At 62.6% G+C, this 15,200-nt stretch carries 15 protein-coding genes; 13 read left to right on the top strand and 2 right to left on the bottom strand.

Features of this window, described 5'->3' with window-relative positions:
* Nucleotides 1-16 precede the first annotated feature (16 nt).
* From AC0V2Y_RS06140 to AC0V2Y_RS06125, 4 genes are read left to right on the top strand one after another with little or no spacing between them, the layout of a single operon-like run.
* The gene (locus tag AC0V2Y_RS06140) at nucleotides 17-1,015 is read left to right on the top strand and encodes an SPOR domain-containing protein (protein WP_475415572.1); all 999 of its coding nucleotides are present in this window, start codon (nucleotides 17-19) and stop codon (nucleotides 1,013-1,015) included.
* A 20-nt stretch (nucleotides 1,016-1,035) separates the two neighbouring features.
* A complete protein-coding gene (locus tag AC0V2Y_RS06135) occupies nucleotides 1,036-1,524 on the top strand; it encodes a CvpA family protein (RefSeq protein WP_475415571.1) in 489 nt (162 codons plus the stop codon).
* Between the two features lie 39 nt (nucleotides 1,525-1,563).
* A complete protein-coding gene (gene purF / locus AC0V2Y_RS06130; protein WP_475415570.1) occupies nucleotides 1,564-3,087 on the top strand; it encodes an amidophosphoribosyltransferase in 1,524 nt (507 codons plus the stop codon).
* A 43-nt stretch (nucleotides 3,088-3,130) separates the two neighbouring features.
* Entirely contained in the window at nucleotides 3,131-4,372 is a 1,242-nt protein-coding gene (locus AC0V2Y_RS06125) for a cystathionine gamma-synthase family protein (protein ID WP_475415569.1), read from the top strand.
* Between the two features lie 65 nt (nucleotides 4,373-4,437).
* Here AC0V2Y_RS06125 and lexA read toward each other — a convergent pair whose 3' ends face one another.
* Nucleotides 4,438-5,073 (bottom strand): transcriptional repressor LexA, encoded by a 636-nt coding sequence (lexA, locus tag AC0V2Y_RS06120; protein ID WP_475415637.1) that lies wholly within the window; start codon nucleotides 5,071-5,073, stop codon nucleotides 4,438-4,440.
* Nucleotides 5,074-5,348: 275 nt separating this feature from the next.
* Here lexA and rpsF point away from each other — a divergent pair, with 275 nt between their 5' ends.
* The 7 genes from rpsF to AC0V2Y_RS06085 all read left to right on the top strand — a co-directional run bounded on the left by rpsF (nucleotide 5,349) and on the right by AC0V2Y_RS06085 (nucleotide 10,149).
* On the top strand, nucleotides 5,349-5,735 hold the full coding sequence (gene rpsF / locus AC0V2Y_RS06115; protein WP_010400028.1) for a 30S ribosomal protein S6: 387 nt from the start codon (nucleotides 5,349-5,351) through the stop codon (nucleotides 5,733-5,735).
* A gap of 20 nt (nucleotides 5,736-5,755) precedes the next feature.
* Nucleotides 5,756-6,055 carry a primosomal replication protein N gene (priB, locus tag AC0V2Y_RS06110; protein WP_086144118.1) on the top strand — a complete coding sequence of 100 codons (300 nt, stop codon included), beginning with the start codon at nucleotides 5,756-5,758 and terminating at the stop codon, nucleotides 6,053-6,055.
* A gap of 25 nt (nucleotides 6,056-6,080) precedes the next feature.
* Nucleotides 6,081-6,371, top strand: a complete 291-nt coding sequence (gene rpsR, locus AC0V2Y_RS06105; RefSeq protein ID WP_010400024.1) for a 30S ribosomal protein S18 — start codon at nucleotides 6,081-6,083, stop codon at nucleotides 6,369-6,371.
* A gap of 27 nt (nucleotides 6,372-6,398) precedes the next feature.
* Nucleotides 6,399-6,854: a 50S ribosomal protein L9 gene (rplI, locus tag AC0V2Y_RS06100; RefSeq protein WP_034783456.1), complete on the top strand. Its 456-nt coding sequence runs from the start codon at nucleotides 6,399-6,401 to the stop codon at nucleotides 6,852-6,854.
* A gap of 135 nt (nucleotides 6,855-6,989) precedes the next feature.
* Complete coding sequence (locus AC0V2Y_RS06095; protein WP_071322553.1) at nucleotides 6,990-8,375, top strand: replicative DNA helicase; 1,386 nt, start codon at nucleotides 6,990-6,992, stop codon at nucleotides 8,373-8,375.
* A 94-nt stretch (nucleotides 8,376-8,469) separates the two neighbouring features.
* Entirely contained in the window at nucleotides 8,470-9,096 is a 627-nt protein-coding gene (locus AC0V2Y_RS06090) for a DUF47 domain-containing protein (RefSeq protein WP_010400015.1), read from the top strand.
* A gap of 39 nt (nucleotides 9,097-9,135) precedes the next feature.
* Nucleotides 9,136-10,149 carry an inorganic phosphate transporter gene (locus AC0V2Y_RS06085; protein WP_072452470.1) on the top strand — a complete coding sequence of 338 codons (1,014 nt, stop codon included), beginning with the start codon at nucleotides 9,136-9,138 and terminating at the stop codon, nucleotides 10,147-10,149.
* A 46-nt stretch (nucleotides 10,150-10,195) separates the two neighbouring features.
* Here AC0V2Y_RS06085 and AC0V2Y_RS06080 read toward each other — a convergent pair whose 3' ends face one another.
* Nucleotides 10,196-11,092 carry an MBL fold metallo-hydrolase gene (locus tag AC0V2Y_RS06080; protein ID WP_475415568.1) on the bottom strand — a complete coding sequence of 299 codons (897 nt, stop codon included), beginning with the start codon at nucleotides 11,090-11,092 and terminating at the stop codon, nucleotides 10,196-10,198.
* A 198-nt stretch (nucleotides 11,093-11,290) separates the two neighbouring features.
* Here AC0V2Y_RS06080 and AC0V2Y_RS06075 point away from each other — a divergent pair, with 198 nt between their 5' ends.
* Complete coding sequence (locus tag AC0V2Y_RS06075; protein ID WP_475415567.1) at nucleotides 11,291-12,913, top strand: GAF and HD-GYP domain-containing protein; 1,623 nt, start codon at nucleotides 11,291-11,293, stop codon at nucleotides 12,911-12,913.
* Complete coding sequence (locus AC0V2Y_RS06070) at nucleotides 12,910-15,165, top strand: CHASE2 domain-containing protein (protein ID WP_475415566.1); 2,256 nt, start codon at nucleotides 12,910-12,912, stop codon at nucleotides 15,163-15,165. Before AC0V2Y_RS06075 ends, AC0V2Y_RS06070 begins: the two co-directional genes overlap by 4 nt.
* Nucleotides 15,166-15,200 lie beyond the last annotated feature (35 nt).

Here is a 15,200-nt window from a genome sequence, read left to right as displayed (position 1 = left end):
CGACTGAAAATCACGCATGGGCTTGTTCTCGAAACTGTTTAAAAACAAGCAAGAATCCTCTGGCGAAGACAGCGGCTTTTATGTCCCTGGCGAAGCGCAGTCGCCGACCCGCAAGCGCGCCGCCAACACCTCCGGTGGTGGCGGTTCGCGCCGTGGCGGCAAGGAAGCGCCGGACCCGGTCTTGCCTGAAAAAAAGCGCGCACGCCGCCGCCTGGTCGGGGCCATCGCCCTGGCCCTGGGCGTGGCCGTCGGCTTGCCGATGCTGCTCGATTCCGAGCCGAAAGCGCCGTTCAACGATATCGCCATCGATATTCCGTCGAAGGAAAAGGCGGCGCCTGTGCCTGCGCCGGCGCCCGTGCCGGCCGTTCCGGCCCGGGCCGCAGCGGATGGCCTGGACCAGTCCGAGGAAATCGTCGACGCGCCGCTGCCGCCCGCGGCCAAGCCGGCAGCGGCGCCGGCCCCCGTGCTGGCCGCCGCCCAGCCTGCGCCGGTCAAGCCGGCCTACGTGGAACCGAAACCCGAGCCCAAGCCCGAACCGAAACCTGTCAAGGTGGAGCCGAAACCGGAACCGAAATCCGAGCCGAAGCACGAAGCCAAGCCGGAGCCGAAACACGAGCCCAAGCCCGAGTCCAAGCCGGAACCCAAGCATGAGGTAAAACCGGAAGCCAAGCCTGAGGCCAAGCCTGCCAAGCCGGCGCAATCGGCCGACGATGCCGCGCGCGCGCTGGCGATCCTGGAAGGCAAGCCGCAAGAAAAAGCGCAAGACAAGGCCCACGACGCCGGCAGCGGCAAGTTCGTGGTGCAGGTGGCGGCGCTGGCGACGCAGGACAAGGTCGATGAATTGCAGGACAAGCTGCGCGAAGCGGGCATCAAGTCGTATACGCAGAAAGTCTCCAGCCCGGCGGGCGAGCGCATCCGTGTACGGGTTGGCCCGTTCGGCAGCCGCGAAGATGCGGAAAAGACGCGCGCCAAGCTGCAAAAGCTGGGCCTGGGCGGCTCGCTGGTGCCGGCGTGACGATACAAGGCTGAACGGGCGTGACGATCTTCGATTACCTGGTGCTGTTCGTACTGGTGACGTCCGTGCTGATCAGCATGATGCGCGGCCTGGTCAAGGAAATACTGTCATTGGTCAGCTGGATCGTGGCATTCGTCATCGCCAACGCCTATGGCGCCACCCTGGCGAAATTCCTGCCGGAAGCCGTGCCGGGCGAAGCCATCCGTTTGCTGCTGGCCTTCGTGGTGCTGTTCATCGGTGTGCGCATTTTGATGGGATTGCTGTCCATGACGGTCGACGCGCTCGTCAAGGTAACGGGCCTGAGCCTGGCCGACCGCACCCTGGGCAGCCTGTTCGGCGCGGCGCGGGGCCTTGTGATCGTGCTGACCGCCGTCATCTTGTGTGGCATGACGTCCATACCGCAGCAGCCATTCTGGAAAAACGCGCAGCTCAGCCCGCTCGCGGAGCAGGGCGCGCGCGCCATCAAGCCTTATCTGCCTGCCGCTTACGCGCAGCATGTGAAATTTTGAATTTTTTTTAAAATCAGTAGCACAGTTTAGGAGCACACCATGTGTGGCATCGTCGGCGTCGTTTCCCATCAACCTGTCAATCAATTGCTCTATGATGCATTGTTGCTCCTGCAACATCGCGGTCAGGATGCGGCAGGGATTGCGACCAATCACAGCAGTATGTTTTCCATGCACAAGGCCAACGGCCTCGTACGTGACGTCTTCCGTACGCGCAACATGCGTTCGCTGCAGGGCAATTCGGGCATCGGTCATTGCCGCTATCCGACGGCCGGTTCGTCGAGCGAAGAGGAAGCGCAGCCGTTCTATGTGAATGCGCCGTTCGGCATCACCCTGGCGCACAACGGCAACCTGACCAACTGGGAACAGTTGAAGCTGGAAATGTTCAAGAACGACCGCCGCCACATCAATACCGATTCCGATTCGGAAGTGCTGCTCAACGTGCTGGCGCATGAAATCCAGGAAGCGACGACGGGCCTGAACCTGGACCCGGAAGCCATCTTCAAGGCCGTTACCGTGCTGAACCGCCGCGTCAAGGGTGGTTACGCGGCCGTCGCGCAAATCGCCGGCGTGGGCTTGCTGGCCTTCCGCGACCCGCACGGCATCCGTCCGCTGTGCCTGGGCATCAATGAAACGGAGCAGGGTCCCGAATACCTGATCGCTTCCGAATCCGTGGCCCTGGAAGGCATGGGCTTCCGCTTCGTGCGCGACATCGGTCCCGGCGAAGCCGTCTTTATCGACGCCGACAAGCAATTGCATAGCGCCCAGTGCGCCGACAACGCCAGCCTGAACCCATGCGTGTTCGAGTTCGTCTACCTGGCCCGTCCCGATTCCGTCATCGACGGCGCCTCCGTATACGCCACGCGCCTGAAAATGGGCGAATACCTGGCCGAGAAGATCCGCACCGAACTGCCCGGCGTGCATATCGACGTGGTCATGCCGATTCCCGATTCCTCGCGTCCGGCTGCCATCCAGCTGGCCATGGCGCTGAACATCGAATACCGCGAAGGCTTCATCAAGAACCGCTACATCGGCCGCACCTTCATCATGCCGGGCCAGGCGGCGCGCAAGAAATCCGTGCGCCAGAAGCTCAACGCGATCCCGTCCGAGTTCAAGGATAAAGTCGTGTTGCTGGTCGACGATTCCATCGTGCGCGGCACCACCAGCCGTGAAATCGTGCAGATGGCGCGTGAAGCGGGCGCGACGAAAGTCATCTTCGCCTCGGCCGCGCCGCCGGTCATCTACCCGAACGTGTATGGCATCGACATGCCGACGCGCGACGAGCTGATCGCCTACGGCCGCACGACGGAAGAAGTGTGCCGCGAAATCACGGCCGATTACCTGGTCTACCAGGATATCGGCGCGCTGAAGCAGGCGATCGCCGACGTCAACCCGGCCCTGGTCAACTTCGAGGCTTCGTGTTTCGACGGCGTCTACGTGACGGGCGACGTGTCGCAGGAATACCTGGACCGCCTGGAATATGCGCGCCACCATCCGAAGGCGGCGGCGCCCGAAGATACGCCGCGTTCCCAGCTGAACCTGAACCTGGCCACGACAGAAGCGTAATTATCTTGCCCGGCTAGCGCCGGGCTTTTTTTGCTCCGCGATCATGAACGATAAAAAAAACTACGGCTTTACCACCACCATCCTGCATAACGACCGCCGCAAGGGCATCGAGCACGGCTCCCTGCACAAGCCCGTGCACACTTCCGTCGCGTTCGGCTATGGCGATGCGCGCCAGCTCGCTTCCGTATTCCAGGGCAAGGAAGCGGGCTTCCGCTACGGCCGCCAGGGCAACCCCACCGTGTCCGCGCTGGAAGACAAGGTCAACCAGATGGAAGGTGGCGTGGCGACCCTGTGCTTCGCCACCGGCATGGGCGCCATCGGCGCCGTGGTGCAGTCGCTGCTGCGCGCGGGCGACCATGTGGTGTCGTCGGCCTTTTTGTTTGGCAACACCAACAGCCTGTGGCAAACGGTGACGGGGCAGGGCATTGATGTATCGTTCGTCGACGCCACCGAGGTGGCCAACGTGGCGGCCGCCATCACGCCGGCCACGCGCATCGTGTTCGTGGAAACCATCGCCAATCCGCGCACGCAGATCGCCGACCTGGCAAAGATCGGCGAGTTGTGCCGCGAGAAGGGCATCTTGTACATCGTCGACAACACCATGACGACGCCGTATTTGTTCCGCCCGAAAGCCGTGGGCGCGGGCCTGGTGGTCAATGCCTTGACGAAATCCATCGGCGGCCACGGCAATGCCCTGGGCGGCAGCTTGACGGACACGGGCGTGTTCGACTGGACGCAGTATCCGAACATCTTTGAGAACTACAAGAAGGCGGCGCCCGCGCAATGGGGTATCGCGCAAATCCGCGCCAAGGCCTTGCGCGACTTCGGCGCCTCGCTGGGGCCGGAAGCGGCGCACCATATCGCCGTCGGCGCGGAAACCATGGCCTTGCGCATGGACCGTACCTGCTCGAACGCCCTGGCGCTGGCCACCATGCTGGCCGCCGACCCACGCGTGGCGGCCGTGCATTACCCGGGTCTGGCGTCGCACCCGCAGCATGCGCTGGCGAGCGACCTGTTCCGCAGCTATGGCTCCCTGTTCAGCTTTGAACTCAAGGATGGCATCGACTGCTTCGATTTCCTCAATCGTTTGAATTTGGCCATTCCCGCGAGCAACCTCGGCGACACGCGCACCCTGGTCATTCCCGTCGCCCATACGATCTTCTACGAGATGGGCGCCGCGCGGCGCGCCAGCATGGGCATCGCGGAATCGCTGATCCGCGTCTCCGTCGGTATCGAGGACGAGGTGGACCTGCTCGAGGATTTCCGCCAGGCACTCGATGTATAAGTCGCCGGATAAATGAAAAGGGCCGCAACAGTCATGCTGTTGCGGCCCTTTTTTCGTGCAGTCGTTTAATGCCAGCTGCGCATGAGTCCGACGGCCAGGCCTTCCAGGGCGAATTCATCTTCCGGCGATACGGTGATGACCTTGAAGTCGGGATTTTCCGGGAACAGTTCGATCACGGAACCCGTCTTCTTGTAGCGCTTGACGGTGACTTCGTCGCCGATGCGGGCGACGACGATCTGGCCGTTCTTGGCGCTGTCGACCTTCTTGACGGCCAATAAATCGCCATCCATGATGCCGGCGTCGCGCATGGACCAGCCGCGCACCTTCAGCAGGAAGTCGGGCTTGGCCGAAAACAGGGCCGGGTCCACGTTGTAGCTCGCTTCCAGGTTTTCCTGTGCCAGGATGGGCGAGCCTGCCGCCACCCGGCCGATCAGGGGCAGCGACATCAGCAGCGCTGCCGGCACTTTCGATGGCAGGGCTTCAGCGGCCGCGCCGATCAGGCGGATGCCGCGCGAGGTGCCGGGCGAAATCTCGATCGCGCCCTTGCGGGCCAGGGCCTGCAAATGCTCTTCGGCCGCGTTGGCCGATTTGAAACCCAGTTCATTGGCGATTTCGGCACGGGTGGGAGGAAAGCCCGTGTTTTCAATCGCGTCCTTGATCAGGTTCAGGATTTGTTCTTGTCGTGCTGTCAGCTTGATCATGAGCGGTGGGTGCATACTGAAATGCTGTCTATATGAACAGACTGTATTTTTGTACAGTATCGCCCACTATGCAAGGGGATTTGCGTGTTTTCGGCGAATTTCGCAAGAAATACTTGTCCACGAGCGGAAAGCGCGTTCGCGCGCGGTCTTTTCGGGCGCTGGCGCAAGCAATGATTGAAACGTTTGCAAAAGGCGGTTATAATCTTCGGCTGACCTTCCCACACCCGTCTTGACGCCGGGGTGGGCGATTATCAATCCGACCTGAAGGAGTTTGCATGCGTCATTATGAAATAGTCTTTATCGTCCATCCGGACCAAAGCGAGCAAGTGCCCGCGATGATCGAACGCTACAAAGCCAGCGTAACCACCCGCGGCGGTTCGGTTCACCGCGTGGAAGATTGGGGCCGCCGTCAAATGGCTTACTCGATCCAAAAGCTGCCTAAAGCACACTACATCTGCCTGAACATCGAATGCGACAACGAGACCCTGGTCGAGTTGGAAACAGCATTCAAATTCAATGATGCCGTGTTGCGTCACCTGACCGTTAAAATGAAGAAAGCTGAAACAGCTCCTTCGCCGATGATGAAATCGGTACAACGCGAAGACGCGGCCAAAAGCCACCGCACCGAAGCACCAGCAGCCGCTCCAGCCGCAGCCGCTTAATTTTTGACCAGGATCGTGCGCTGAACCAGCTACAAGTCACCGCCATCATTGCCGAGCGCGAAATATTGCGCTATACCCCGGCAGGGCTGCCGATTGTGAATGCAGTATTGCAACACAGTTCGCAGCAGATGGAAGCAGGGATTGCCCGTTTGACCGAGTTTGATGTTGCCGCGCTAGCCGCTGGCGAAATTTCAGGCCGGTTCAGCCAGGCAAGCTTGGGCGGGGTGTATCAGTTCACGGGTTTCCTGGCCAGGAAGAGCCGCAACAGCAAGAGTTTGGTGTTTCACATCATTGATTTTAGTGCAGTCATTCCCGACTAGCGCATTTTAGATACAGGAGCCTGACATGGCATTCGGTAAAAAGTTCGACAAAAATAAGCTCAAGCTTAAAGAAAAACGCAAACAGCAAAACCCTTTGTTCAAACGTAAGAAGTTCTGCCGCTTCACGGCAGCTCACGTTGAGCAAGTCGACTACAAAGACGTCGACACGCTGAAAGACTTCGTCCAGGAAAACGGCAAGATCATGCCAGCACGCCTGACCGGTACCAAAGCGCACTACCAGCGCCAAGTCGACACCGCAATCAAGCGCGCTCGCTTCCTCGCGCTGCTGCCATACACCGATCTGCACCACGCTTAATCGGTCAGATATTCCTGGAGAAGAACTATGCAAATCATTCTGTTAGAAAAAGTTGTAAACGTCGGTAACCTCGGCGAAGTCGTCAAAGTCAAAGACGGTTACGCACGTAACTTCCTGATCCCGCAACGCCTGGCACGTCGTGCTACGGCAACCGCTGTGGCTGAATTCGAAGTCAAGCGCGCCGAACTGGAAAAAGCTGCTGCCGCCAAACTGGCCGCATCGCAAGCCCAGGGCGAAAAACTGAGCGGCCTGACCGTTCAAGTTGCTCAAAAAGCTGGCGTCGATGGCCGTCTGTTCGGTTCCGTCACCAACTTCGACATCGCTGAAGCGCTGACCAAGCAAGGTTTTGCTGTTGAAAAAGCACAAATCCGCATGCCTACCGGCCCGCTGAAGATCGTTGGCGAGCACAACGTTTCGGTTGCTCTGCACACCGATGTGGTCGTGGAAGTGGTGATCGCTGTCGTTCCAGACGCGAACGCGTAATCGTCTGCGGGCCTGGCCCGCAAGCGCTGCCGCACTATGAAAAGCCGGGTTCGCCCGGCTTTTTTGTGGCCTTTTTTTCGCTCATTTTCAGCCCTTTATTTTTGCCGGCACGCCGAAGCGGGTATAATTCGCGCCATGAACGCCCCCTCTGATCCGCAACTGGATTCCCTCCGTATTCCGCCGCATTCGATCGAAGCAGAACAATCCGTCATCGGTGGTCTGCTGCGCGACAATGCCGCCTATGACCGCATCGCCGACTTCATGCATGCGGAGGATTTCTATCGCTATGACCATCGCATCATCTTCGAGCAAATCGTCAAGATGGTTAACGCTTCCAAGCCAGCCGATGTCATTACTGTTTTTGAAACCCTGACCCAGCTCGGCAAGGCCGAGGACGTGGGCGGACTCGCTTACCTGAACGCCATGGCGCAGAACACGCCATCGGCCGCGAACATCCGGCGCTACGCCGAGATCGTGCGCGACCGCGGCGTGCTGCGTAAACTCATCACCGTCGCCGACGATATCTCCGGCACGGCCTTCAGCCCGCAAGGCAAGGAAGTCAAGCAGATGCTTGACGAGGCCGAATCGAAGATTTTCGCCATCGCCGAAGAAGGCGCGCGCGGCGCCCAGGGCTGGACCGCCATCCAGCCCCTGCTGACGCAGGTGGTCGAGCGCATCGACGAGCTGTACAGCCGCGACAACCAGAGTGAAATCACGGGCGTGCCCACCGGTTTCATCGACCTCGACCGCATGACCTCGGGTCTGCAGCCGGGCGACCTGGTGATCGTGGCGGGCCGTCCGTCGATGGGCAAGACGGCGTTTTCCGTCAACATCGGCGAGAACGTGGCCATCGACAGCGGCTTGCCCGTGGCCGTGTTCTCGATGGAGATGGGCGGCGCCCAGCTGGCCATGCGTATGCTCGGCTCCGTCGGACAGCTGGACCAGCACCGCCTGCGCACGGGCCGCCTGAACGACGAGGACTGGCCGCGCCTGACGAATGCGATCCAGAAGATGAACGACGCGCAGTTGTACATCGATGAAACGCCGGCGCTCAACTCGATCGAATTGCGCGCCCGCTCGCGCCGCCTGTCGCGCCAGTGCGGCAAGCTGGGCCTGATCATCGTCGACTACTTGCAGCTGATGTCGGCCAATACCCCGGGCGACAACCGCGCCACGGAGATTTCCGAGATTTCGCGGGGCTTGAAAGGCCTGGCGAAGGAACTCGGTTGTCCCGTGATCGCGCTGTCCCAGCTGAACCGCTCGCTGGAACAACGTCCCAATAAACGTCCTGTCATGTCCGACTTGCGCGAATCGGGCGCTATCGAGCAGGATGCCGACGTGATCCTGTTCATTTACCGCGACGAGGTGTATAACCCCGACTCGCCGGACAAGGGAACGGCCGAAATCATCATCGGTAAACAGCGTAACGGCCCAATCGGCAGCATCCGCCTCACCTTCATGGGGCAGTACACCAAATTTGGCAATTACAGTGGTGGCCTGGCGCTTTACCAAGGCGACTAAGACTCAGCAGCACTGGCAATTCCATTGGCCGCCCCCTCATACGGGGCGGCTTTCTGTAGTAAATAACACGACTCAATGCTTAACGGAGAATGACATGTTTGGACGCTTGATGCCCACTGAGGGCAAGTTTTTTGAATTGTTTAACCAGCACGCGGAACTGTGCGTCAAGGGCGCGAAAGAGATGCTCGGCCTGATGACCAATTTCGACGACCTGGAAAACCGCGTGCATGCGATCGAAAGCATCGAGAAACAGGCGGACAAGGTCACCTACGCCACCGTGGAAATGCTGCACAAGACCTTCATCACGCCGATCGACCGCGATGACATCCATCAGCTGATCACGCGCCAGGACGACATCCTCGACCTGCTGGAAGATGCGGCGCAAACCGTCTCGCTGTACGACCTGAAGGCCGTCACGCCGGAAGCCAAGCGCCTGGCCGAACTGGTGCTGGCCTGCACCGAGAAAGTGCGCGACGCCGTCGCCATGCTGCACAACATGGACAACTCGCGCAAGATCGTCGCCATCTGCGAAGAGATCGACCGCCTGGAATCGGACGCCGACCACGTGATGCGCGCCGCCATGTCCAAGCTGTTCCGCGACGAGCCGGACGTGCGCAACCTGATCAAGCTGAAAGCGATCTACGAAATTCTGGAAACCGTGACCGACCGTTGCGAAGATGTGTCCAATATTATCGAAGGCATCATCGTCGAAAACGCGTAAGCGTTGGGCCTGTCCTGAACCAGAATCAGAAAAGAAACTATAATGACCATACAAATCAGCATCTACGTGCTAGGCCTGTTGATCGTCCTGGCGCTGCTGTTTGACTTCATGAACGGCTTCCACGATGCCGCCAACGCGATCGCCACGGTGGTCTCGACGGGCGTATTGAAACCGCAGACCGCGGTTGCCATGGCCGCCACGTTCAACTTCGTCGCCATCTTCGTGTTCCACCAGCTGACCGTGGCCGCCACGGTGGGCAAGGGCACCATCGACCCGGCCGTGATCGACCAGTACGTGATCTTCGGCGCGCTGATGGGCGCCATCTTCTGGAATCTGTTTACCTGGTACTACGGCATTCCATCGTCGTCCTCGCACGCCCTGATCGGCGGCCTGGTGGGCGCCGCCGTCGCCAAGTCGGGCACGGGCGCGCTGGTCGCGGCCGGCCTGTGGAAAACCGTGGCCTTCATCGTCATCGCGCCCGTGCTGGGCTTCGTGTTCGGTTCCATCATGATGCTGCTCGTGTCGTGGATCTTCGTGCGCTCGACGCCGCGCAAGGTCGACAAGTGGTTCCGCCGTTTGCAACTGGTATCTGCGGCCGCCTACAGCCTGGGCCACGGCGGCAACGACGCGCAAAAAACCATCGGCATCATCTGGATGCTGCTGATCGCCGCCGGCTACTCGAGCGCGGCCGATGCCATGCCGCCGATGTGGGTCATCATCTCGTGCTATACGGCGATCAGCTTCGGCACCCTGTTCGGCGGCTGGCGCATCGTCAAGACCATGGGCCAGAAGATCACCAAGCTCAAACCGGTCGGCGGCTTCTGCGCCGAAACGGGCGGCGCCATCACCCTGTTCGTCTCGACGGCGCTGGGCATTCCCGTGTCGACCACGCACACGATCACGGGCGCCATCGTCGGCGTCGGCTCGTCGCAGAAAATGTCGGCCGTGCGCTGGGGCGTGGCGGGCAACATCGTCTGGGCCTGGATCTTCACGATTCCCGCTTCCGCGTTTGTTGCCGCAGTCGCCTGGTGGATTGGCCACCACATCATGTAATGGATAGCCAACGCCAGTAAAAAGGGAGCCTTGCGGCTCCCTTTTTTTATGCGCCGGCCAGTTCCACCGTCAGCCCCTCGCTGGCGAGGAACACCTGCAGGCCGGCCAGGCGGCTGGCATAGCGGCCCATCACGTCGGCAAACACGGCTTCGAGCTGCTCGTCGCTGCGCGTCGGTTCGTGGTGGGTGCAGTACAGGCGCCGCGCGCCGCAGCGCAGGGCCAGGTCGAAGGCGGCGTCGAAGGTGCCGTGGCCCCAGCCCTGCTTGCCCGGGTATTCCTCGCGCGTGTACGAGCAATCCATGATCAGCGCGTCGACGCCGGCGACCAGCGCATCGATGCCCGCCTGGCGCTGCGCATTGCGCGCCGCGCAGGCCGCGTGGTCGGCGTGGCCGGGCGGATGCAGGTTGTAGAACGGTTCATGGTCGCCGCTGAAAAACAGCGAGGCGCCGCCGCAGTCGATGCGGTAGCCGAGGTTGACCACCGGATGGTTCATTTCCGCGCCGCGCACGCGCGCGCCGCCCACGTCGACGATGTCGCCCGGCGCCAGGGTGCGGTACTCGATGCTGGCCGCCATGGCCGCTTCGCTGACGGGAAAATAGCTGCCCTGCAGCTGCACCGCCATCACGTGCTCGATGCCGCGCCCGCTGGTGCCGTCCAGGGCGCCATGCAGGCGCATGCGGTTGCCGGCCACGAACAGGGGCGAGAACATGGGCAAGCCGTGGATGTGGTCCCAGTGGCTGTGCGTGATGAAGACGTGCGCGTCGACGGGCTGGCCCGGCGGCAGCTGCTGCGCCAGTGAAAAGATGCCGCTGCCCGCATCGAGAATGATCAGGCTGTCGTTGTCGGTGCGCACCTCGATGCACGTGGTGTTGCCGCCATAGCGCGCCGTGCGCGGGCCGGGGGAGGGGATGGAGCCGCGCACGCCCCTGAACGTGAATTTCATTCAGTACCTTGTTACGGTGTAATTATTGTTGATTCTATTCTAATTAATGAGATTGGCGGCAACATTTATGTGTGTTGCAATACGGAAAGTTATTTCATTTTGTTGTGACTAAGTAATGTACAGTGCGCAGGGTGGCCGTTACACTGGCGCTTGCCGACTTCCCCTTTTTTGCTTGCCCATTACCTGATTGCCGCCAACATGCCTCAGTTGCACCCTGAGAAAATCGCCCACAGACTGGAGCAATTGACCGAACTCAGTGTCGCGCTCGGCCATGGCCTGGGCGGCGAAGGGCACGATATCGGCGCGCTGTTGCAGCGCATCGTGCTGCTGGCAAAAAGCATGAGCGGCGCCGACGGCGCGACCCTGTACCGGCCCGCGCTTGAGGGGCGCCAGCTGGCGTTTGACATCAGCGTCAACGACAGCCTGGGCATCGCGCAGGGCGCGGACATGGGTTTGCCCGGCGTGCCCCTGTTCGATGGCGCGGGCCAGCCCAACCTGGCCTCGGTGGCGGCGTATGCGGCGAACCTGCGCCGCAGCGTGAATATCGCCGACGTCTACCGCGACGAGGGCTTCAATTTTTCCGGCATGCGCGATTTCGACCGCCACCACGGCTACCACACGCAATCGATCCTGACGGTGCCCATGAGCGACCACGAGGGCGACTTGATCGGCGTGCTGCAGCTGGTCAATGCCAAGGATGGCGAGACGGGCCAGGTGCGCGCCTTTTCCTCCACCGACCAGCGCTTCATCGAGGCGCTGGCCGCGCAGGCTGGGGTGGCGCTGACCAATCAGCTGCTCATTTCGCAGCTGGAAGAGCTGCTCGAATCGCTCGTCACCCTGATCAATATCGGCATCGACGAAAAGTCGCCCTACACGGGGCGGCACTGCCAGTTCGTGCCCGAGCTGACGATGCTGCTGGCCGACGCCGCGCACGCGACGCAAACGGGGCCGCTGGCCGATTTCCGGCTCAGCGACAACGAGCGCAAGCAGCTGTGGCTGGCCGGCCTGCTGCACGATTGCGGCAAGATCACCACGCCCGTGCACGTGGTCGACAAGGCCACCAAGCTGGAAACGATTTTCGACCGCATCGCCCTGATCGACACGCGCTACGAAGTGCTGCTGCGCGACGCCGAGATCGCGGCCCTGCGCCAGCAGGCGGCGCAGCCGCAGCAGAAAGATGCCATCGCCCGCGCGCTGGAACTGGAACAGGCGGCGCTGCGCGAGGAGCGCGACTTCATCCGCAGGGTCAACATCGGCGGCGAAAGCATGGCGCAGGCCGATCAGGAAAGAGTGCGGCAGATCGCCCGTCGCCGCTGGCGCGCGGCCGACGGCGAACTGCGCGATTTCCTCGATGCCGACGAGACGGAAAACCTGACCATCCGCGCCGGCACCCTGACGGCGGCCGAGCGGGCCATCGTCAATAACCATATCAGCGTGTCGATCCGCATGCTCGAAGCGCTGCCGTGGCCCAAGCACCTGCAAAAGGTGCCGGAATACGCGGGCGGCCACCACGAGCGCATGGATGGCAAGGGCTATCCGCGGGGATTGACGAAAGAGCAGATGTCGGTGCCGGCGCGGCTGATGGCGATTGCCGACATCTTCGAAGCGCTGACGGCGCGCGACCGGCCGTATAAAAAGGGCAAGTCGCTGTCCGAATCGCTGCGCATCCTCGGCAATTTCAGTTTGAACGGGCATATCGACCCGGAACTGTTCGACGTGTTCATCCGCAGCAAGGTCTATCTGACCTTCGCTGAAAAGCACATGCATCCGAGCCAGATCGATGCCGTCGACGAGGCGGCCATTCCGGGCTATACCCCGTGAAGCTGCCGCTGGCCTGGCGCAAGCATGGCGCGCGTTTCGCGCTGGGCCTGCTCCTCAGCGTGGCGGCCGCCGTGCTGTGCCTGGCCGGCAACGACACAATCACACGGTTCGATGCCATGCTGGGCGACTGGCGCATGCGCCTGGATGCGCCGCAGCTGGACCGCCGCATCGTCATCGTCGACATCGACGAGCAAAGCCTGGCACGCGTGGGCCGCTTTCCCTGGAGCCGCGACATCCAGGCGCGCCTGGTGCGCCAGCTCACGGGCCACTACGGCGTGGCCGCGCTGGGCTTCGATATCTCGTTTCCCGAAGCCGATACCAGTTCCGGCTACGCCGTGCTGCAAGGCTTGGCGCGCGGCGCACTGGCCGGCGTGGCCGGCCTGCCGGCGCAGCTGGAAAAACTGCGCCCGGCCATGGACTACGACGGCCTGTTTGCCGAGGCCATGCGCGGCCAGCCCGTGGTGCTGGGCTACAGCGTCTCGGAGCAGCAAAGGAAGGGCGTGCTGCCCAAACCCGCTTTCACCGTCGCCGACTTGAACGGGCGCACGGTCACGGCCTATGTGGCGCGCGGCTATGAAGCCAATATCGCGCCCCTGCAGGCGGCCGCGCAGGGCGCCGGCATCTTCACGGCGCTGACCGATGCCGACGGCGTCGTGCGTTCCTCGACCCTGTTGCAGCGCATCGGTGACGGCTATTACCCTTCGCTGTCGCTGGCCACCGTCGCCGTCTACCTGCAGGCGCGCGCCATCGCCCCCCGTTTCACGGGCACGGCCGATACCCTGTCGGCGCGCGAACTGGCCAGCGGCGGCCTCGAACACATCATGCTGTTCACGCCGCGCGGCGCGCTGGCGATTCCTGTCGGCGAAGCCTTGACGACCACGGTGCAGTACCGCGGCGCGGGCGGCCCCGATGGCGGCGCCTTCCGCTACGTGTCGGCTGCCGACGTGCTGGCCGGCACGGTGCCGCCCGCGCTGCTCAAGGGCGCCATCGTCCTGGTGGGCACCACGGCGCCCGGCTTGAACGATATCCGCGCCACGCCCGTGAATGCCGAATATCCGGGAGTGGAGGTGCACGCCAACCTGATCAAGTCCATGCTCGACGGGCGCTTCAAGGCGCGGCCCGACTACGCGCTGGCGTTGGAACTGGTGCAGATCGTGCTGTGTGGCCTGCTGCTGGCGGGCGCCCTGGCCGTGCTGCCGCCGGCTGGCGTGATGCTGGCCACCGTGGCCGCGCTGGCCGCCGCCATCGGCATCAACCTGTACCTGTACGCCGTGCACGACCTGGTGCTGGGCGGCGCCGTGCTGTTGCTGCTGATCCTTGCGCTGTTCGTCGCCAATCTGGCGTGGGGCTACTTTTTCGAGGTGCGCAAGGGGCGCGCGCTGGTGGCGCGCTTCGGCGAATACGTGGCGCCCGAGCTGGTGGCCGAGATGGCCGACGATCCGCGCCGCTACACCATGGAGGGCGAGAACCGCGAACTGACGGTGCTGTTTGCCGACGTGCGCGGTTTCACGGCCATCTCCGAGCAGCTGGCGCCGGCCGCGCTGCGCGAATACATCAACGCATACCTGACGGCCATGTCGGAAGATATCCGCGACAGCCATGGCGGCACGCTGGACAAATACATCGGCGACGCCGTGATGGCGTTCTGGGGCGCGCCCGTCGCCTTTGGCGACCACGCCAGCCGGGCCGTGGCCAGCGCCCTGCTGATGCAGCAAAGCGCGGCGCGGCTGAACCAGCGGTTTTGCGCGCGCGGCTGGCCGGCGCTGCGCATCGGCATCGGCCTCAATACGGGCCCCATGCATGTGGGCGACATGGGCTCGCGCATCCGCCGCGCCTATACCGTGATGGGCGACAGCGTCAACCTGGCCGCGCGCCTGGAAGGCGCCAGCAAGCTGTATGGCGTGGGCATCGTGGTGGGCGGGGCCACGCGCGCGGCCGCCCCGGAATTCCTGTACCGCGAACTCGATCGCATACGCGTGCTGGGCAAGCAGGAAGCGGTGGCCATCTTCGAGCCGCGCTGCCTGCTGGCCGGTGCCGCAGCGGCCGAGCTGGCGCAGATCGAGCGCTGGCATGCGGTGCTGGCCCGGCTGCGCGCGCGCGACTGGGCGGCGGCTGGCGCGCAGCTGGCCGGCCTGCAGGCGGACTTTCCCGATGATGGCCTGTACCGGCTCTACGCGGCGCGCCTGGCGCAATACCGCAACGCGCCACCGCCGGCCGGCTGGGATGGCGTGACAGAATTGCACAGCAAATAGCCTGTCATCGCGCCGGAAAAGGCTGGCCATGCCGG

The sequence above is a fragment of the Janthinobacterium sp. BHSEK genome (assembly GCF_056174685.1).
The sequence above is the reverse complement of the archived record's forward strand: the minus strand, read 5'-3'. Positions and strand labels throughout refer to the sequence as shown.

Coding starts and splice junctions, on each gene's coding strand:
- AC0V2Y_RS06140 (WP_475415572.1), top strand. CDS start 17: ATGGGCTTGTTCTCGAAACTGTTTAAAAACAAGCAAGAATCCTCTGGC.
- purF (WP_475415570.1), top strand. CDS start 1,564: ATGTGTGGCATCGTCGGCGTCGTTTCCCATCAACCTGTCAATCAATTG.
- AC0V2Y_RS06125 (WP_475415569.1), top strand. CDS start 3,131: ATGAACGATAAAAAAAACTACGGCTTTACCACCACCATCCTGCATAAC.
- lexA (WP_475415637.1), bottom strand. CDS start 5,073: ATGATCAAGCTGACAGCACGACAAGAACAAATCCTGAACCTGATCAAG.
- rpsF (WP_010400028.1), top strand. CDS start 5,349: ATGCGTCATTATGAAATAGTCTTTATCGTCCATCCGGACCAAAGCGAG.
- rpsR (WP_010400024.1), top strand. CDS start 6,081: ATGGCATTCGGTAAAAAGTTCGACAAAAATAAGCTCAAGCTTAAAGAA.
- rplI (WP_034783456.1), top strand. CDS start 6,399: ATGCAAATCATTCTGTTAGAAAAAGTTGTAAACGTCGGTAACCTCGGC.
- AC0V2Y_RS06095 (WP_071322553.1), top strand. CDS start 6,990: ATGAACGCCCCCTCTGATCCGCAACTGGATTCCCTCCGTATTCCGCCG.
- AC0V2Y_RS06090 (WP_010400015.1), top strand. CDS start 8,470: ATGTTTGGACGCTTGATGCCCACTGAGGGCAAGTTTTTTGAATTGTTT.
- AC0V2Y_RS06080 (WP_475415568.1), bottom strand. CDS start 11,092: ATGAAATTCACGTTCAGGGGCGTGCGCGGCTCCATCCCCTCCCCCGGC.
- AC0V2Y_RS06075 (WP_475415567.1), top strand. CDS start 11,291: ATGCCTCAGTTGCACCCTGAGAAAATCGCCCACAGACTGGAGCAATTG.